This window comes from Corallococcus sp. EGB, assembly GCF_019968905.1.
Lineage (GTDB): Bacteria > Myxococcota > Myxococcia > Myxococcales > Myxococcaceae > Corallococcus.
This window is the reverse complement of the sequence record NZ_CP079946.1, coordinates 1,561,979-1,578,756: the sequence shown is the minus strand read 5'-3', so window position 1 is coordinate 1,578,756 and position 16,778 is coordinate 1,561,979. Positions and strand designations below refer to the sequence as shown.

Here is a 16,778-nt window from a genome sequence, read left to right as displayed (position 1 = left end):
CTACAGCATGGCCCCGGGATCCACGTCGATCACGACCTTCACTCCGTTGGGCACATCCGCCAACGCCGCCTCCAGCCGGGCGAGCAGTGGGGCGAGCGCCGCATGTGTCGGCGCCTTCAGGAGCAACTGCCAGCGCGTCTTGCCCCGGATGCGGGCGATGGGCGCCAGGGCCGGCCCCAACAGGCGCACGCCCGCCGACGCCGGCGGCATGTGTCGCCCCACCAGGTTCCCCAGGAAGCGAGCCACCCCCGCGGTCTGCTCCGGGTGCTCCCCCTCCAGCCGGACGGCCGCCATGCGGGCGAAGGGCGGATAGGCCAGCGCCTTGCGCCACTCCAGCTCCTGCTTGGAGAAGCCGTCGAAGTCGTGCGCCAGCACCCGCTTCACCGGCTCCGCGTCCGGGTTGTAGGTCTGCACCAGCACCCGCCCCGGGTCCTTCCCGCGCCCCGCGCGCCCCGCCACCTGGGTCAACAGGTGGAAGGTCCGCTCGGCGGCCCGGAAATCAGGAATCGCCAGGGACGTGTCCGCCATCACCACGCACACCAGCGTCACGCCCGGGAAGTCGTGGCCCTTGGCCACCATCTGCGTGCCCACCAGCACGTCGATTTCACGCCGCGCGAAGGACGCCAGCAGCTCCGTCAGCTTCTCCGCGCTCGTCGCGGAGTCGCGGTCCAGCCGCGCCACGCGTGCGTGCGGCATCCGCTCCAGGACCTCCGCCTCCACGCGCTCCGTGCCGATGCCGAGCTTGAGCAGCGGGCCCGTGCACTCGCGGCAGCGGTCCGGCACCGGGAACGCCACGCCGCAGTAGTGGCACACCACCCGGTTCTGGGAGCGGTGGTGCGTCATGCACACGTCGCAGTCGTGGCACTTGAGCGACAGGCCGCACACCTCGCACAGGAGGATGGTGCTGTGGCCGCGGCGGTTGAGGAACAGGATGACCTGCTGCCCCTTGGCCACCGTCTCCTCCATGGCCTGGAGCATCTGCGGGCTCAGGATGGGCGCCTCTTCCGTCACCTGGCCCTCGCGAGGACGCTCCACGCGCAGGTCCACCAGGTTGATGGAGGGCATGGGCCGGTCATCCACGCGGTTCTTCAACTCGATCAGCTTGTAGCGGCCGGAGCGCGTGTTCTGGAGCGTCTCCAGCGACGGCGTGGCCGAGCCCAGCACCACCACCGCGCTGGCCTGCTTGCCGCGCACCACCGCCAGGTCGCGGGCCTGGTAGCGCAGCTTCTCGTCCTGCTTGAAGGACGGATCATGCTCCTCGTCCACGACGATGAGCCCCAGGTGCTCCACCGGCGCGAACACCGCCGAGCGCACGCCGACAGCAATCTTCACCGTGCCCTTGCGCAGCGCCTGCCAGTGGAACAGCCGCTCGCGGTCCTTGAGCCCCGAGTGCAGCACCGCCACGTCCCCGCCGAAGCGGCTGCGGAAGCGCCCCACCAGCTGCGGCGTCAGCGCGATTTCGGGCACCAGCACCAGGCTGCCCAGGCCGCGCGCGAGCGTGTGCTCCACCGCGCGCAGGTACACCTCCGTCTTCCCGCTGCCGGTGACGCCGTGCAGGAGGTACGGCTGGAAGCCGCCCGCGTCGACGGCGCCCTGGAGCTCCTTCACCGCCAGGGCCTGCTCCGGGGTGAGGCGGTCCGGGCGGTTCTGCACCAGCCCCTCGCGCACGCCCGGCTGCAGCGTCACCTCCACCCACTTCACGAACTTGCGCGTGGCCAGCTTCTTCAGCGTCTCGCGGGCGCCGGGGATGGCGTGCGTCACCTCCTCCAGCGGCGCGCGCCCGCCCACCGCCAGGAGGTACTGGAGCACCGCCGCCTGCGCGGGGGCCCGGGCCAGCTGCGGCGGCACCTCCGCGACGAGCGCCTCCACGAAGAACTGGATGTCCGGCCGGGCCTCCTTCTCTTCCACCGCGGTGGAGAGCCCCGGCGGCAGCGCGCCGCGGATCACCTCGCCCAGCGGATAGCGGTAGTGCTCGGCGGTGAAGCGCAGGAGCGCGATGAGGTCCTTGGGCAGGGACGGCGAGTCCTCCAGCACGCGCTGGATGGGCTTGAGCCGCACGCCGCCCTCCACCGGCGCGTTCGCGGGCCCCAGGTAGAAGCCCAGCGCCATGCCCCGGCCGAAGGGCACGAGCACGCGCTGCCCCGGGGCGAGCTTGTCGGAGAGCGACTCCGGCACCAGGTAGGTGAACTCCCCGCGCACGGGACGCCCCACGGCGACGGACGCAAGTTGGGCAGGGGAGGCGCTCACGACGGGGCGCACTGTAGCGGCGTGCTCCCGTTGCGCCACGTCCCTTCCCATTTCCGTACGCCGCGTCCGCAGCGGAATGGAACCGCGAGAGGGGGCGCCTGACGGGCCCTGCGGAAAACCACCCAGCGCGAAGTGCTCTTGCTCCATGACCGCCCTCTTGCCGCCGACGTCCCCGGCCCGCCCTTCCTGCACCCGGGATCCACTGTGCCCGGGGCGTCTGACATTCCTCTTGCCTCTGGAAGCACGAAGGGCCCCTCCCGCCCTGGCAGCCAGGGGGCGGAAGAGGCCCGAAGCGCCCTCTCGGAGGGCACGAGGTCGTGCGAGGGGACTAGCGGCCGTGGGCCTTCTTCACGGACGGGCGGTTGGACACGCGGTCCCACCAGGCCATCACGTTCTTGTACGGGGCCACGAGGTCCTTCTCCCCCACGATGAAGAGGTACTCCATGTACGGCGCCCAGCAGACCTCCGCGAGCGAGAAGTCATTGCCCGCGAGGAACGGCCGCTTCGCCAGCTCCGCGTCGATGACCTGCAGGGGCTTCTTCACGCCCTCGCGGCCCTTGGCGACGTTCTCTTCGTTGTTGGTGTTGAAGAAGCGCTCCATGACGATCTTCATCGCCGGGCCGGAGAAGTAGGACTGCTCCACGCCCATGAACTGCTCCATCAGCGCGTAGGCCTTGGGGTCCGCGGGCGTCAGCTGGGTGCCCGGCAGGGTGCGGTCCAGGAAGCGGGCGATGGCGCGCGACTCGTACATCATGAAGCCGTCGTCCATTTCCAGCGCGGGCACCACGCCGAAGGGCTGGCGCGCCAGGTGCGCGGGCGACTTCTGCTCGTGCTTCTGCAGGTCGACGTGGATGAACTCGGCCTCGCGGCCCTTCTCCGCCAGGACGATGAGGACCTTGCGGGTACACGTGCTCATCGGGTTGCCATAGAGCTTCATTCGAATCGCCTCCGCGCCGGGAACCGGGGAAATCCCGGCCCTGGAACGGGCGGGACTTTCACCGCCGGCCCCGCCCACCGCAAGCGAATCGAAGGTGACGCGCTAGGGCGTGAAGAGCCGGTCCGGCACGGCCGAGCGGTTGTCCCCCTTGAGGGCCGTGAAGCGCACCATGCGCTGGCCCGCCTTCCACACCTCCACCGTGCGGGGCATCCAGTCCCCGGTGGCGGGCGAGGCATAGTCCAGGAAGCGCACGTCCCAGGCCGTCCCGGCCGTGTCCGTGTAGCGCAGGCGCGCGGCCCGGAAGGCGTCCTTGTAGACCCAGAACTGGGGCTTGCCCTCGACCGGGTCCCCCAGCACGTAGGCCACCTCGCCGCCGAAGCGCGCGAGCGACGTCACCTTGGTGTTGACGCCGAGCCCCTGGAGGTACGACTCCTGGGCCACCCGGGTGTCCTGCGCGCTGCCCGCGTCCTGCGCGAGCAGGGCGCACACCTGGGCCACCAGCACGGACACGGCGGGCAGCTCTTTACCCTCCACGCGCTTCTTGCCGGAGACCTGGACGGTGGCGGACTTGAGGCTGCTGTCGGGCGAGCTCACGTCGAAGCGGCAGCGGCCCGGGACCTTCACGGACAGCACGCCGTCGCCCTGGAGCTCCGGGCGGTCCGCGGGGACGTTGAGGGCAGCCCCCGCCTCCTGGACGCCCGACGAGGAGAAGATGACGGAGCCTTCCACGCGGAAGGCCGCCAGGTGCTTCTCCTCGCGCGCATTGGCCATGCGCCGGAGGATGGAACCGCCGGGCAGCACGTAGGCGCCGGCGGCGAGGGAGACGAGGACTGCGGATACGGCGATGAGACGCTTCACGGCTTCTCCGTCTTGACGACCTCGCGCAGGTACTCGAGGAGTCCTCCGCGCAGGTCGGGGCGCTTCATCGCATAGGCGATGTTCGCCTTGAGGTAACCCACCTTGTCACCGGCGTCGTAGCGCTGGCCCTGGAACTTGTAGCCCAGCAGACCTTCGCTCTTCTGGAGCGTGGCCAGGCCGTCCGTGAGCTGGATTTCGCCGCCCACGCCCGTGGTCTGCTTCTCCAGGATGGGGAAGATGGACGGGGGCAGCACGTAGCGGCCAATCACCGCCAGGTTCGACGGCGCGGTGCCCTTCTTGGGCTTCTCCACCACGTGGTCGATCTGGATGACGCCGTTGCCCAGGTCCTTGCCGGCGGCGATGCCGTACATGTGCGTCTCGCTCTCCGGGACCTCCATCAGCGCGATGACGGCCTTCTGGTGCTGCTGGTAGACGCGGGCGAGCTGGCCGATGCCCGGATCCTCCGGCGAGTCGATCATGTCGTCCCCCAGGAGGACGCCGAAGGGCTCGTTGCCGATGACGCTCCTGGCGCACAGCACCGCGTGGCCCAGGCCGAGCGGCTCCTTCTGGCGCACGCTGATGATGCGCACCAGGTTCGCGATGGCGCGCAGCTTGTCCGCGTCCGCCGTCTTGCCGCGGGCGCGCATCGTGGTCTCCAGTTCGAAGGCGATGTCGAAGTGGTCCTCGATGGCGCTCTTGCCGCGGCCGTTGATGACGACGACGTCCTCGATGCCGGCGGCGACGGCCTCCTCCACGATGTACTGGAGGGTGGGCGTGTCGACGATGGGCAGCATCTCCTTCGGCACGGCCTTGGTGGCCGGGAGGAAACGGGTGCCCAGGCCGGCTGCAGGAATGACGCACTTGCGGATGAGCTTCGCTGCCTTCGTGTCGGTGGAGGACATGGGGCGGGGAATCTATTGGTGGCCCAGAACCCCAGCAAGCCGGATAGATTCCCCCCAGCCATGCCGCTCCGTGCCATCGTCGCCGTCCTGTCGTTGACGTTGTCCGTGCTCCCCTTCACCTCCCGGGCCGCCACCCCCGAACGGGCCGATGAGCTGCGCGAGGTCGCGAATGCGCGCTCCCTGGGCATGGGCGGCGCCTACCGGGCCACCGGACTGGGGGCGGATGCACTCCTGGGCAATCCCGCGGCGATGGCGCTGTTCCCGGCCTACCGCATCGAGGGCACGGGGGCATACGACCCTCGGAACAAGGAGGGCTATCTGGGCATCAGCCTGGCGGACTCCAGCAGCGGCCGGCTGGCCCTGGGCGTGGACTACCACTGGCTGTCCCTGGGGCGCGGCGGGGCGCGGACGAAGTCGAGCTACAGCACGCTGGGCGCGGCGCTGCCCTTGGGGCAGTCGCTGCTCATCGGCCTGTCGGGGCACTACCTGCGGCTGAGCGGACAGTCGCGCTTCGCCAACTCCATCACGATGGACGCGGGCCTGCTGTTGCGGCTGAGCGAGGAGCTGACCATTGGCGTGTCCGGGCACAACCTCATCGACACGGACAACGTGGAGCTGACGCGCTACTACTCCGCTCACGCGGCCTACGTGGGGCCGGCGGTGGTGGTGGCGTTCGACGTGCGCGGGGACTTCGAGACGCGCGACTCGACGGTGTTCACGTACAACACGGGCGCGGAGTACATCCTGGACCAGACCATCCCGGTGCGCGTGGGCTACACGTACGACGGCTTCCAGAAGGTGTCGCGCGTGACGGTGGGCGCGGGCTTCATGTCGCCCGGGGGCGGCGGCGTGGACCTGGCGTACCAGCACGACCTGGGCGGGCTGAACGGGCGCCTGCTGGTGCTCACGCTGCGCATCCTGGCGAACTGATCAGCGGCCGCGGGCGGGTTCGGAGGCGTCTCGCAGGGCGAGGTAGCGCTCGGAGGCGGCGAAGCGGACCAGTTCCTCCAGCTCTGAGTCGTGTGGACGGCGGGCCCGGAGCGCGGTGAGCGCGGGCCCGGGGCCTCCGCAGGCGACGAGCCCCGCGCGGTTGGCGGAGTCCCGCGCGGCGGCGACGAGCAGGGACGCGTCGAAGTCGCGGGTGCCGGGCTCCATCAGCAGGGCGGCGCGCTCCAGGGCCCTGGGGGACAGGGACTCGCGCACCACGCGGGCGTCGTCGCCGGCGTCCTTGGGGTTCTTGAGGACGGAGGACAGGAGCGCGAGCGCGCGCAGCAGGTGGTCCTTGCGCAGGGCGCGCAGCGCGAGCAGGTCCGGTGACAGCGAGAACAGCGCGCGGCCGGCGTGGAAGCGCAGCTCGGCGTTGGTGGGAGGCTGCTGCACGAGGAGCCGGCCCACGACGAGGCGCGGGGTGGTGGTGTGCAGCGGGGTGATGTTGGCGGTGTCGTCGTCCCCCGCGACGAGCTCCGGCAGGGGCACGCCCAGAAGGCGCGCGGCGGTGTTCAGCGCATCCAGGATGGCGGTGGCGCCGGGGCCGGAGGAGGAGCGCAGGGGCTCCGAGGTGCTCGCGATGCGCGCGGGCGACGGGAACAGCCGGCACAGCGCGATGCCCACGCACGCGAGCAGCTCTCCGGCCGGGGTGCGCAGGCCCGGGTGGCGCAGGCCGGCGCGCTCCTGGTTGGTGAGGGCCGCGCGCCGCGCGCGAGGCGCGGGGACATCGCGGCCCTCCAGGGCGTCGGCGAGCTCGCGCATGAGCGCGGCGCGGGTGGCGTCACCGCGCTGTTCGAAGTGGTCCACGAGGCCGCGGTAGCCCTTCGGGTCGAGCGGGCGCTCGCGCACGAGCTTGAAGACGATGGGCTCCGCGGAGGTGGCGTCGGCCGGGGGCGCGACGTCTGGAGCGGCGGCGGGGGTCTCGCGGGTCTCGGAGGAGCCGACCGTGGGGCGGCCTCCGGCCTGCGGGCGCGTGGGGGCCGGGCCGGAGACGGTGCCTTCGGGACGGCCGGCGCGGTGGATGCGGCGCACGGGGTCCATGCGGCCGGGGGGCGCTTCCCACGCGATGACGCTCGTGGCCTCCACGGGCCCGGCGCCGAGTTCCTGGGCGTCCTCGTCTTCGTCCTCCGACGGAATCTGGCTGAGGAGGGGGATGTCGGGCGGAGCTTCGGGAGCGCCGCGTCCCTTGGAGCCGGCGGGGCGCGAGCTGCTCCCCACGGCGCGCGGCGAGGGGGCCGGCGGTTCCACGCCACTGGCGGACAGCGGGGCGCGCGGGGCGGCGGGAGGTTCCACGCCGCTGGCGGACAACGCGACCCGGGGTGCGTGGCCGGCGCGAGGTGCGCGTTCCACGCGCGAGGGCGCTTCGCGGACCTGCGTGCCCGCGTTCTTGTTCCTGGCGGTGGCCTGCGGCTGGGAGGCGTTGTCCTCGGGGGCGGCGGCCTTGCGGACTTCGGGCTCCGCGTCCGGAGGGAGCGCTGCTCCGAAGGCCGTGGTCCTTTCGCGCGGAGGTGCGGCGGCTCGCGGCTTGTGTTCTGCAGCGGCTTCCGGCGCGGGGTGGGGTTCCTGGGCCGGGATGCTCGCCGCACCACGAGGCGGCTTCGCGGCCCGGGACATGCCGCTGGGTGCGGGGGCGGATTCCGCGAGGGAGACAGCGCTCTCCGCGGGCGCCTTCGTGGACGCGGCGCGACGGGGTGGCTCCGCGTCTTGCGGCGGGCTCGCGACCGAACCGTGGCGTCCCGAGGGGGCCTTGGGTTGCCGAGGTGTCTCCGTGGCGGGCGATGCTCCGCCTACGGAAGCGTGGCGTCCCGAGGTTGCCTTGGGTTGCCGAGGTGTCTCCGTGGCAGGTGATGCGCCGCCGACGGACGCATTTCGTCCCGAGGGGGCCTTGGGTTGCCGAGGTGTCTCCGTGGCGGGCGATGCGCCGCCTGCGGACGCATTTCGTCCCGAGGGTGCCTTTGGCGGGAGGCCGACCTCCGCGCCGGGAGCTGTCTCCGCGAGGGAGGCAGTGCTGCCCACCAGGGCCTTCCCGGATGCGGGGCGGCGCTGCGCTTCCGTTCCCTCGGCGCCCGCCCCCATCGACCCGTTTCGCGCAACGGGGGCCTTGGCGGCGTCGCGCTTGCGTGGATTCGCGGCGCCGTCCGCGACCGGAGCCTGGCTTGCTGAAGCGGCCTTCGTGGAGGTCGATGCGTCCGGAGTGGCTCCCGCGCCGCGCCCTGCATCCTTCTTCGGCGCGCGGTCGGCCCCTTCGGTTCGAGCCCCCGCACGCCCGCGCTTCCCTTCGTCGGTGGCGTCGGTCCCGGACGCTTCGCTGCCCTTCCGGCCCGCGCCGTCCTTCGTCCGCGACGAGCGTTTCGCCGGCGCATCGGCCGCCGCCGCTTCCGCCTGAAGCAGCGACGGAACATCCGTGTTGGACGTCACCTCGTCGGACAGGTCCTTGCGCTTCCCGGGCGCCTTCCCCGCGGCGACCGGCGGCGCCACGAGCACCGACGGCGGCGGTACCCCGACGGCCTGCGTTTGTGCCGGGCGCGTTGGCTCCGGCGCGGGCGGACGGGCGCGCTGCTCGCGCGCCTTGCGCAGGCTCTCGGCGCGGCGCGCGTAGAGGCGGGCCTTCTCGGTGTTGTGCAGCACCTCCCGGCAGAAGAGCGCGAGCCGCTCCCAGGTGCGCTGGCGCTCCTCGTCGTCCTCCGTCGCGGTGGCCGCGTTCTCCAGCGCCCAGGCGGCCTCGCCAAACTGCTCGCGCTCGGTGCATCGGTCCGCGAGCAGCAGCCAGGCTTCTTTGTGCCCCGGCTCGAAGCGCACGGCCTGACGCAGCTCCGCCAGGGCCGCGCCCGCGTCCCCCATCGCCTCCAGCGTGGCGACCCGCTCCAGGTGCGCCTTGCGCGCGGCCGGGCCCCGAGGCTCGCGGGCGAGCTGCGCGTGCAGCAACGCGCTCAGCGCGGGCAGGTCGCCCAGGCGGCGCGCGAGCGCCAGCAGGTGCTCGCGGGGCTGATCATTGTCCGGGTTCTCCGCGAGCACTTCCGCCCAGGCCCACTGCGCGATGCGCAGGTCGCCCAGGGACTCCTCCGCGGTCTGCGCGAGCACCCGCAGCGCCTCCAGGCGATCCGGCGCGCGGCGCGGCGCGGCGGCACAGGCGGCGCGCAGCCGTTCGACCTGGGCGAAGCGCTCTTCGTCGGAGACGCTGCGCACGAGCCCCGCGAGCACCGGCAGCATCCCGGGCACGAGCGCATCCGCCGCCTCGAAGTCCTCGCGCGCCTTCGCGGCGTTGCCCATGTTCAGCTGCCGCTCGCCTCGCGTCAGCAGCGCCACGGCGCGGGCCCGCGAGGTCCTCGCGCGGGAGATCGCGTCATCGAGCGCGCGGCGCACGAGCGAGGCGTCCTCGCGCTGGGACAGCAGCCGGACCTGCTCACGCAACGCGGTGCGCTCGCCGGTGAGTTCGACGATCTCCCGGTACATGCGAGCGGCGCCCGCGGAGTCCTGGAGCTCGTTCTCCATCACCTCCGCGAGCCGCGTGAGGGCCTCGGCGCGCTCGGGGGCGTCCTTCGCGCGGTCCGCGCGCTTGAGGTACAGCTGGGCCAGCTCGCGCCACGCACGGCGCGCGATGAGCTGCGCCTCCTGGCGCTGGGACTGCGCTCGCTCCGAGCCCTCTTCCACGGTGCGAGCGTCCGGAGCCGGGGCCCCGGCGAGCTGGGAGGACTCCACCGAAGGGGCGCGCGTGGAGTCGCGCGTGGGCGCGGCGGTGGAGGTGCCCGGCGTGGCGGCTTCCGGCTGCGGGAAGACCACCTCCGACGTCGCCTCGTCCTCGTCGAACGCGGGCTTCGAAGAGGCGGGAACCAGGACAGAGGCCCGTCGCGGTGCGGCTGACTTCTCGTCACGGGACGGCGTTGCCTTCTCCGCTTCGACGCGCCCGGGCGGGATGATCTCCGAAGTCGACGCTTCATCGTCGAACGCCACCGCGGGCGCACCGGGCACCAGCACGGCGCTGGGCGGGCGCGGAGGGGCACTCGGTTCCGCCGCGGAGGCATCCTGCGAAGGCGGCGGAGTGATTTCCGACGTCGGCTCGTCCGCGTCGAAGTTCTTCGCGGGAGCGCCGGGAACCAGCACCGCATCCAGTGGGCGAGGAGGCGTCTTCTTCGCTGTCGAGGCGGCCTCGTCGGACGACTTCGCCGGAGCTTCCGCTTCAGGCCCGGCCGGATGCGGGGAGACGCTCTCCGACGTCGATTCGTCTTCGTCGAAGGCCTTGGAAGGTGCTCCCGGGACCAGCCCGGCGCCAGGTGAACGCGCCGGCGCGTCGTGACCTGCGTTCTTCGAGGGCGCTTCCGCTACCGCAGCGGATGCTTCCTGGGATGGCGGCGGTGATGCGGGCTTTTCGTCGGGGGCCTGTGCGGCATCCTCCAGCGACGCATCCTCGAGCCTCTTGCCGAAGACCTGCGTCGCTTCGAACACCGGGCGAGGAGGAGGTGCGGCAACAGGCTTCTCCTCGGATGCCGCGGCCGTGTCCGACGAAGTGTTCGACGTCGCGGCCACGTCCTCATGCCCCTGGGTCACGCTCGCTGGTGACGGTGAGGCCGCTGCGGCTCCGACGTGCTCTAGCGAGCGTGTCGCGTCTACCGGCGACGTCGCACCCGTGCCGTGCTCAGCCGCCGTGGAGCCGTCCACCGACGGCGATGCGTTCGATGCCGTCGCAGCGCGCTCCGACGCGGGTGACGCGTCCGACAACGGCAACGCGCTCATCGCCGCGACGACCTGTTCGGGAACCTCCGATGACGAAGGGCTCCGAGCCGCGGCACCGTTCCCAGCCGGATGCGACTGCGCGCTCGCTTCGCCAACGGTGCCCTCTGCCGAGTCTCGGGGCCCTGTCGACGTGACGGCAGCACCCGGCGCCACCTCCACGGACGAAGACGAGGCATCAGCGGACGACAGGACCTTCGACGTCCCACCCCCATCCCCTGGAGACGGCGCATCCGATGCGGCGGTGCCCTGGTCGCTCAGCGGCCGCGCCCCATCACCCGCCTTCTCACCCGCCGCCGGCGTCTCCTCGGCCCCACGTGCATCAACGGATGCAGGGCCCGCCGCCGTCACGGACGGCTTGGGCTCCGGAACAGACCTCGCGCCCCTCGGCGGAGTCGCAACGCGGGCCTGGCCCGGCCCGTCGTCGTCCCAGGGGAAGTCCGGGCCTCGCGACACCGCCCGTCCCGGGTTCGCCCACGCTCCCAGCGGGACCTGCACCGTTTCTGCCCGGGGCGCCCACGCGGACGGAGCCGGTACGGAGACCACCGGCATCTCCACCACCGTGTTCCCCAACTCCGGATCCGACAGCGCCAGCGCGGACACCTCCACGGTCTTCGTCCGGGACTCGTCGTCCTCCGCCGGGGGCTGGCGCGGCGCCGCTTCCCGCGCCTTCGCCACCCGCTCGCGCATCACATCGAGCACGAACCGGGCCCGCGCGTCGTCGGGCGCGTCCATCAACAACCCGTTGAGCACCGCCGCCGCGCGCGCTTCCTGCCCCGTGCGCCGCAGCACCCGCGACAGCTGCCGGCGGACCGCGCGGCGCACCTCGCCCCGCTCCGTCACCATCGCCGCGTCCAGCAGGGTGATGACGGCGCGCTCCGTGCCCGCCCGCAGCGCGCACCGCACCAGCACCGCCGCGAGCCGGGGCGTCATCGGCAGGGAACGGCTGGCGGACACCAGGCCCGAATACGCGCGCGCCGCCTGCCCCTCCCGGAGCAGCCGGGCGGCATCCCGGCAGACCTGGGCCACCGCGCCTCGCACGTCCTCGCCTCGCGAGTCCAGCCCCGGTCCGCGAAGGGAGGGCTCCGGTGTCCGTGGGCCCTTGCCGTGTCTCCCGCCACCCATGAAGCCCCCAGTCTACACACGATGCGCGCGACGAGGGCACTCTGTCCGCGCGCGAAAAGCCCCGGTGTTCCTGCCGCTCAGGGCGCCTCCACGGCCACGATGGGCCCCTCGGGGATGCGCCCCCCCGCCGCCTCGAAGAACGCCCGCAAATCGTCCGGCACCGGCGCCTCCAGCCGCAGCGGCCGGCCCGTGCGCGGATGGCCCAGCTCCAGCGCGTGCGCGTGCAGCAGGCAGCGCGGCGCCTTCAAGCTCCCGGCGCTCGCCGCGCCGCCATAGCGCGCATCCCCCAGGATGGGCCTCCCCAGCGCCGTCAGGTGCGCCCGCAGCTGGTGCGTGCGCCCCGTGCGGGGCAGCAGCTCCACCAGGCTGAACGCCTCCCCCGCGAACAGCGTCCGATAATCCGTCCACGCAGGCACGCCATTGGCCGCGCGGGTCGCCCGCCAGCGTCCCGGCCGCGAGGGGTCCTTCGACAGGGGCAGGTCCACCGTCCCGCCCGCCGGAAGTCCCGGCCCCGTCGCCGCGAGGTACCGCTTGCGCGCGGTGCCCTCCCGGAACGCCTCCGCCAGCGCGGAGGTGGCGGCGGCCGTCTTGCCGAACACCGTCACCCCGGAGGTCTCCCGGTCCAACCGGTGCACCAGCCCCGCCTGCCGGCCCAGGTGGTCGCTCACCAGGTCCACCAGGCTTCCGCCCACGCGCCCCTCCGTGGGCTGCGCGTTCAGGCCCGCGGGCTTGTCCACCGCGATGACGTCCGCGTCCTCGAACAGCACGCGCAAGGGCGCCGCCGGCTGCTCTGCCTCCAGCGGACTCTGCCCCGCCTCCTCCAGCACCACCGTCACCACCTGCGCGGGCTGGAGCTTCACGGCGCCGTCCCGCGCGCGCCGCCCCGCCACGTACACGGCCCCCACGTCCACCAGCCGCCGCACATCCGCCACCGGCAGCGCCAGCTCCGCGGCCACCGCCTCCACCAGCCCGCGCCCCACGTGTGCCCCCCCCGCACGGAAGGTCCGGCGCTTCATCGCGCGCCCTCCCCGTCCAGAGGGGACTCCAGGGGGGCACGCGGCCGGGCAGCGGGGGCGGAGAGCATGGCGCGACACTCTATGCGCGTGCTCCCTGCCGTGACGCGGGCTTCCTGTTACCTTCCGCGCCGCCATGGACCGCCCCCTGCTCTCCGTCCGGTCGCGGCTGGATGACTTCCTCGCCGAGCTGGCCACCCTCCAGTACCGCTACGGCGCCGGACTCGCCCCGGACCTCCCCGTCGCGCGCCTGTACGCATCCTTCCCGGAGCTGTCCTCGCCGGAGACCTTCGCCGCCGCCAACGAGGCGCTCGCCCGCGCGCAGGGCAAGGACGCCCCCGACCCCGTCGCCCTGCGCCGCCTCCGGCTGGTGCGCGAGCTCATCGCCACCCAGGTGGAGGAGTCGCTCGCCCTGCCCGCGGCGGACGCCGTCGTCGCGCTGGAGGCCCGCTCCCACATCCCCGCGGACGACACGACGCTGTCGCTGGCCCAGGCCCTGTCCCAGCTTCCGCGCGAGCCCAGCCGCTCCCGCCGCGCCCTGCTGGAACGCGGCGCCGGCAACTTCCTCTGGGAGAACCGGGGCCCCTACGGAGACCGGCGCGACGCCGCCCTCCAGGCCGCGGAGGTGCTGGGCTTCCCGAGCTACCCCGCCCTGCGCCAGGACGTCACCGGCATCGACGCGGGCAAGCTGGCCGAGGCCGCCGAAGAGACCCTCCGGCGCACCGAGGACGCCTACCGCGACGTGCTGGCCTACGTGCTGCGCAAGCTGGAGCCCAACCTGCGCCCCCTGCCCGGCGGCGAGGCACGGCGCCACGATGTGCAGCATGCCCTGCGCGCCCCGTGGATGGACGCGCACTTCCGCCGCGAGGACACCGTCCCCGCCGTGATGCGCTGGCTGTCCGACTGGGGGCTCCATCCCCACGCCGGCGGCCGCATCCGCCTGGACGACGAGGCCCGCCCCGGCAAGGCGTCACGCCCCTTCGTCGCCGCCGTGCGCGTGCCGGACGAGATCCGCCTGGTGCTCCAGCCCAGGAGCGGCATGGACGCGCTGGGCGACCTGCTCCACGAGTTGGGCCACGCGTGGCACCTGGCCCACGTGGACGCGGACGCCCCCATGGAGCTGCGCCGCCTGGGCGACGCCTCCGTGACGGAAGCGTACGCCGCCACCTTCGAGCGGCTGCTGCTGTCCCCGCCCTGGCTCAAGCGCTACCTGGGCCTGCCGTCCGGCACGACGAAGGACGTCGTGCGCCTGGCCGCGTTCCAGGCCCTGGCCGTGCTGCGCCGCCACTGCGCGAAGCTGTCCTACGAGCTGTCCCTCACCACGAAGGGCTCCTCCGCCGACCGCGCGGACGAGTACGCCGACGGCCAGCGCCGCGCCCTCTTCGCGCAGCCGCACCCGGGCTTCTTCCTGCATGACGTGGATTCGCAGCTCTATGTCACCCGCTACCTGCGGGCCTGGGCCCTGGAGACCCGGCTCACCGCGCACCTGCTGGAGCGGTTCAACGAGGACTTCTGGCGCAACCCCGCCGCCTTCACCTGGCTCAAGGGGCTCTTCGCGCGGGGCGGCGCCGCCGACGCGGAAGGACTGGCCACGGAGGTCTCGGGCACGCCGCTGGCGCTGCCCGAGGCGGGAGCACGCCTCGTGGCCATCCTCAATCAGTAGGGGCGCGGGCCCTACTTCTTCTTGGCGCGCAGCGCGCGGACGATCTTGTCCTTCGCCGCGTTGGCCGGGGTCTCGCGGGTGCGGACCGCGGCGGGCGCCTTGGCGGCGTTGGCCGCCGTGCGCGTCTGGCCGGTGCGCGCGCGCATGGCCTTCATCAGCTGCATCTCGATGACGAGCAGCTCGTCCGCGAGCTCCGCGTTGGCACCGGCGGCGCGGGGCAGCGGCGCGGTCTGGCTGGGAGCGCCCGCGCCGTGGCGCATGCGCAGGGCCTTCTCTTCCTCGGCCGTCAGCGTGGTGGACTTCTCCAGCGCCGCCTTGACCTCCTTCGCGGTCAACGTGCTACTTCCGACCTTGCGCTCCATCTCCGCTCCCTCTGTTGTGCACGCCTGAACACCCGAGCATGTCAGATGCGTCTGGGCCGCAACCGACGAGGATTGTAGAGGACGCAAGGGGGCCGTCAAAATTTCTTCCAACAGGCCGCTGCCAGTCTGTAGCGACCCGCCCCGGCCGCTACAGCTACAGGTGCAGACCCAGCCCCAGGAACGTGGAGCGCAGGCTCTGCCGCTGCCCGGAGAGGGGGGCGCCCTTCGCGGAGAAGTTCTGGTAGCGCGCCTCGGCGGAGAGGAAGAGGTTGTCCCCCAGCTCCAGCCCCACGCCGCCGCAGAGCTCGAAGCCCACCTGGAGCACGCGGGTGCCCAGCGCGTCCGGGGCCTCGGGCCGGGGCCGCGAGTGGGGCACCAGCAGGCTGGCCCCCACCCCGAGGAAGGGGCGCACCCGGGTGTCTCCCAGGGGCACGACGCGCACGGACATGGGCGTCACCTCCGTCAGGTGCCGGCTGGACGCCAGGTGCCCGCCCACCTCCAGCACCGCCCCCGGCTTGCGGTACGCCCAGCCCAGGCCCGCGCTGTAGCCCACGGTGCGCCCCGCCTCCGCGTCGCCCTGGAGCACGTAGGCCCCCAGCGGCGCGACGGTGATGCCCAGGTTGCGGGCGGGTTCAGCGAGGGCCGGGGTCGCCAGGAGTGCGAGTCCGGCGCACGCCAGGGGAAGGACGGAACGAAACATGGCCTCCCCCCAGAGCAAGGCCAGGGCCAGGGAGGTTCCCCAGCCGCGTCAGGCACTTGCGGGAAGGCTCCGGGCGGGACGGGGGTCCGTGCAGGACACGGCCGTCACAGCCCCCAAGGCGTACGGCGCTCCAGGCCGGAAACCCTTAGGGCTTCCAACGGCCTGGAGGTCCGGCGGGGTGCGTCAGTTGCCCTCGCCCTCGTCTTCCGGGTCGGGGGCGCCGGGCGTGGCGCCCGGGGTGCCGGGCGAGTCCCCGGCCTTCTTGCGCTGGATGCCGAAGTGGTCCAGCGCGTCCGCGATGCCCTGGGGCTTGTCCGCGTCCGGCAGGAAGTCCTGGGGCGGCTGAAGCTGCGGGTCCTTGCCGATGTCCGTCAGGGCGGACTCCAGCGTCATGCGCAGCTCCGCGGCCTCCGGGGTCTTCTCCTGGGGCACGCCGATGCGGCCGTCCAGCCGGGCCTTGAGGACGACGGAGGTGGCCGCGTCCACCAGCACCTCGCCCTCCAACGAGCGCGGCAGCCGGTACGCGAAGAAGTTGGCGCGGCGCTTCGTCGTCTCGTCCGCGTTCTTGGGCGTGAAGGCGGCGGGCAGCTTCCGGGCGGCGGAGGCCTCCTGGGCCGGGCCCAGGGACACGGTGTACTTCCAGGCGGTGCGCCCCTCGTGGGTGACGGTGCCCGCGGGGGTGAGCTTGATGCGGCCCTGGAAGAGGCTGTCGAAGTCGCGGATGGCGCCCGTCAGCTCCGTGCGGGTGCGCTCCGCCATGCCGCGGTCGCGCAGGCGCTGGCGGTACGGGCCGTAGCGGTTGCGGGCGAAGACCTGGCCCTTCACGCGCATCACCTCCAGGCCCTGGTCCCGCGAGTTCTCCAGGATGCCGTGGAAGTCGCCGTTGACGCCCCCGGGGCCCGCGCGGAAGGAGCGCGTCTCCGTGAGCTTGACGGGGTTGTTGCCGTTGGGGCCGGCCCACTCGTAGCTGAGGGTGGACTGGAAGAAGTGGGGCCCCAGCCGCTCGGTCACCTCCGCGGCGTCCATGCCCAGGATGCGGCGGGAGACCTGGGGGTTGTCCGCGACGTCCTCCGGCGGCAGCTTCTCCTTCGCGGAAGCCACCACCTTGGGCGGGTCCTCCGGCGAGAAGATGCGGGCCTTGGCCGCCTTGTCCACGGGGTCGGAGCAGCCTGCGGCGGCCAGGACCAGGGCGACGACGGCGGACTTCGTCAGACTTCTCACGGAACCTCCACGACCAGGACGGCGGGGGCGGGAAG

General features: G+C 72.9%; 11 protein-coding genes. 2 read left to right on the top strand and 9 right to left on the bottom strand.

From position 1 onward, the window contains the following. From priA to galU, 4 genes are all read right to left on the bottom strand, one after another. The gene (priA, locus tag KYK13_RS06480; protein ID WP_370645301.1) at positions 1-2,298 is read right to left on the bottom strand and encodes a primosomal protein N'; all 2,298 of its coding nucleotides are present in this window, start codon (positions 2,296-2,298) and stop codon (positions 1-3) included. 277 nt (positions 2,299-2,575) lie between these two features. Then, entirely contained in the window at positions 2,576-3,184 is a 609-nt protein-coding gene (locus tag KYK13_RS06475) for a glutathione S-transferase family protein (protein ID WP_223642788.1), read from the bottom strand. 102 nt (positions 3,185-3,286) lie between these two features. After that, complete coding sequence (locus KYK13_RS06470; RefSeq protein WP_223642786.1) at positions 3,287-4,042, bottom strand: hypothetical protein; 756 nt, start codon at positions 4,040-4,042, stop codon at positions 3,287-3,289. Next, positions 4,039-4,944, bottom strand: a complete 906-nt coding sequence (gene galU, locus KYK13_RS06465) for a UTP--glucose-1-phosphate uridylyltransferase GalU (protein WP_223642784.1) — start codon at positions 4,942-4,944, stop codon at positions 4,039-4,041. The genes KYK13_RS06470 and galU overlap by 4 nt, the downstream gene beginning before the upstream one ends. A gap of 60 nt (positions 4,945-5,004) precedes the next feature. Here galU and KYK13_RS06460 point away from each other — a divergent pair, with 60 nt between their 5' ends. After that, positions 5,005-5,874: a hypothetical protein gene (locus KYK13_RS06460; protein WP_223642783.1), complete on the top strand. Its 870-nt coding sequence runs from the start codon at positions 5,005-5,007 to the stop codon at positions 5,872-5,874. On the opposite strand, the gene KYK13_RS06455 is transcribed toward KYK13_RS06460, so the two are convergent. Both KYK13_RS06455 and KYK13_RS06450 read right to left on the bottom strand, forming a co-directional pair. Then, a complete protein-coding gene (locus KYK13_RS06455; RefSeq protein WP_304504096.1) occupies positions 5,875-11,784 on the bottom strand; it encodes a hypothetical protein in 5,910 nt (1,969 codons plus the stop codon). It lies immediately after the preceding gene. A 77-nt stretch (positions 11,785-11,861) separates the two neighbouring features. Next, the gene (locus KYK13_RS06450) at positions 11,862-12,800 is read right to left on the bottom strand and encodes an RluA family pseudouridine synthase (protein ID WP_223642782.1); all 939 of its coding nucleotides are present in this window, start codon (positions 12,798-12,800) and stop codon (positions 11,862-11,864) included. Positions 12,801-12,933: 133 nt separating this feature from the next. On the opposite strand from KYK13_RS06450, the gene KYK13_RS06445 reads away from it, so the two are divergent. Then, complete coding sequence (locus KYK13_RS06445) at positions 12,934-14,460, top strand: peptidase M3 (RefSeq protein ID WP_223642781.1); 1,527 nt, start codon at positions 12,934-12,936, stop codon at positions 14,458-14,460. Positions 14,461-14,471: 11 nt separating this feature from the next. On the opposite strand, the gene KYK13_RS06440 is transcribed toward KYK13_RS06445, so the two are convergent. The 3 genes from KYK13_RS06440 to KYK13_RS06430 all read right to left on the bottom strand — a co-directional run bounded on the left by KYK13_RS06440 (position 14,472) and on the right by KYK13_RS06430 (position 16,743). Beyond that, the gene (locus KYK13_RS06440; RefSeq protein WP_223642780.1) at positions 14,472-14,822 is read right to left on the bottom strand and encodes a hypothetical protein; all 351 of its coding nucleotides are present in this window, start codon (positions 14,820-14,822) and stop codon (positions 14,472-14,474) included. Positions 14,823-14,976: 154 nt separating this feature from the next. Continuing rightward, positions 14,977-15,522, bottom strand: coding sequence for a hypothetical protein (locus KYK13_RS06435; protein WP_223642779.1), 546 nt, complete (start codon positions 15,520-15,522; stop codon positions 14,977-14,979). Positions 15,523-15,705: 183 nt separating this feature from the next. Further along, positions 15,706-16,743 carry a hypothetical protein gene (locus KYK13_RS06430; protein ID WP_223642778.1) on the bottom strand — a complete coding sequence of 346 codons (1,038 nt, stop codon included), beginning with the start codon at positions 16,741-16,743 and terminating at the stop codon, positions 15,706-15,708. Positions 16,744-16,778 lie beyond the last annotated feature (35 nt).

Bases quoted from the DNA above. Each gene is read 5' to 3' on its own strand.
- priA (WP_370645301.1), bottom strand. From the start codon at position 2,298: ATGGGAAGGGACGTGGCGCAACGGGAGCACGCCGCTACAGTGCGCCCC.
- KYK13_RS06475 (WP_223642788.1), bottom strand. From the start codon at position 3,184: ATGAAGCTCTATGGCAACCCGATGAGCACGTGTACCCGCAAGGTCCTC.
- galU (WP_223642784.1), bottom strand. From the start codon at position 4,944: ATGTCCTCCACCGACACGAAGGCAGCGAAGCTCATCCGCAAGTGCGTC.
- KYK13_RS06460 (WP_223642783.1), top strand. From the start codon at position 5,005: ATGCCGCTCCGTGCCATCGTCGCCGTCCTGTCGTTGACGTTGTCCGTG.
- KYK13_RS06455 (WP_304504096.1), bottom strand. From the start codon at position 11,784: ATGGGTGGCGGGAGACACGGCAAGGGCCCACGGACACCGGAGCCCTCC.
- KYK13_RS06450 (WP_223642782.1), bottom strand. From the start codon at position 12,800: ATGAAGCGCCGGACCTTCCGTGCGGGGGGGGCACACGTGGGGCGCGGG.
- KYK13_RS06445 (WP_223642781.1), top strand. From the start codon at position 12,934: ATGGACCGCCCCCTGCTCTCCGTCCGGTCGCGGCTGGATGACTTCCTC.
- KYK13_RS06440 (WP_223642780.1), bottom strand. From the start codon at position 14,822: ATGGAGCGCAAGGTCGGAAGTAGCACGTTGACCGCGAAGGAGGTCAAG.
- KYK13_RS06435 (WP_223642779.1), bottom strand. From the start codon at position 15,522: ATGTTTCGTTCCGTCCTTCCCCTGGCGTGCGCCGGACTCGCACTCCTG.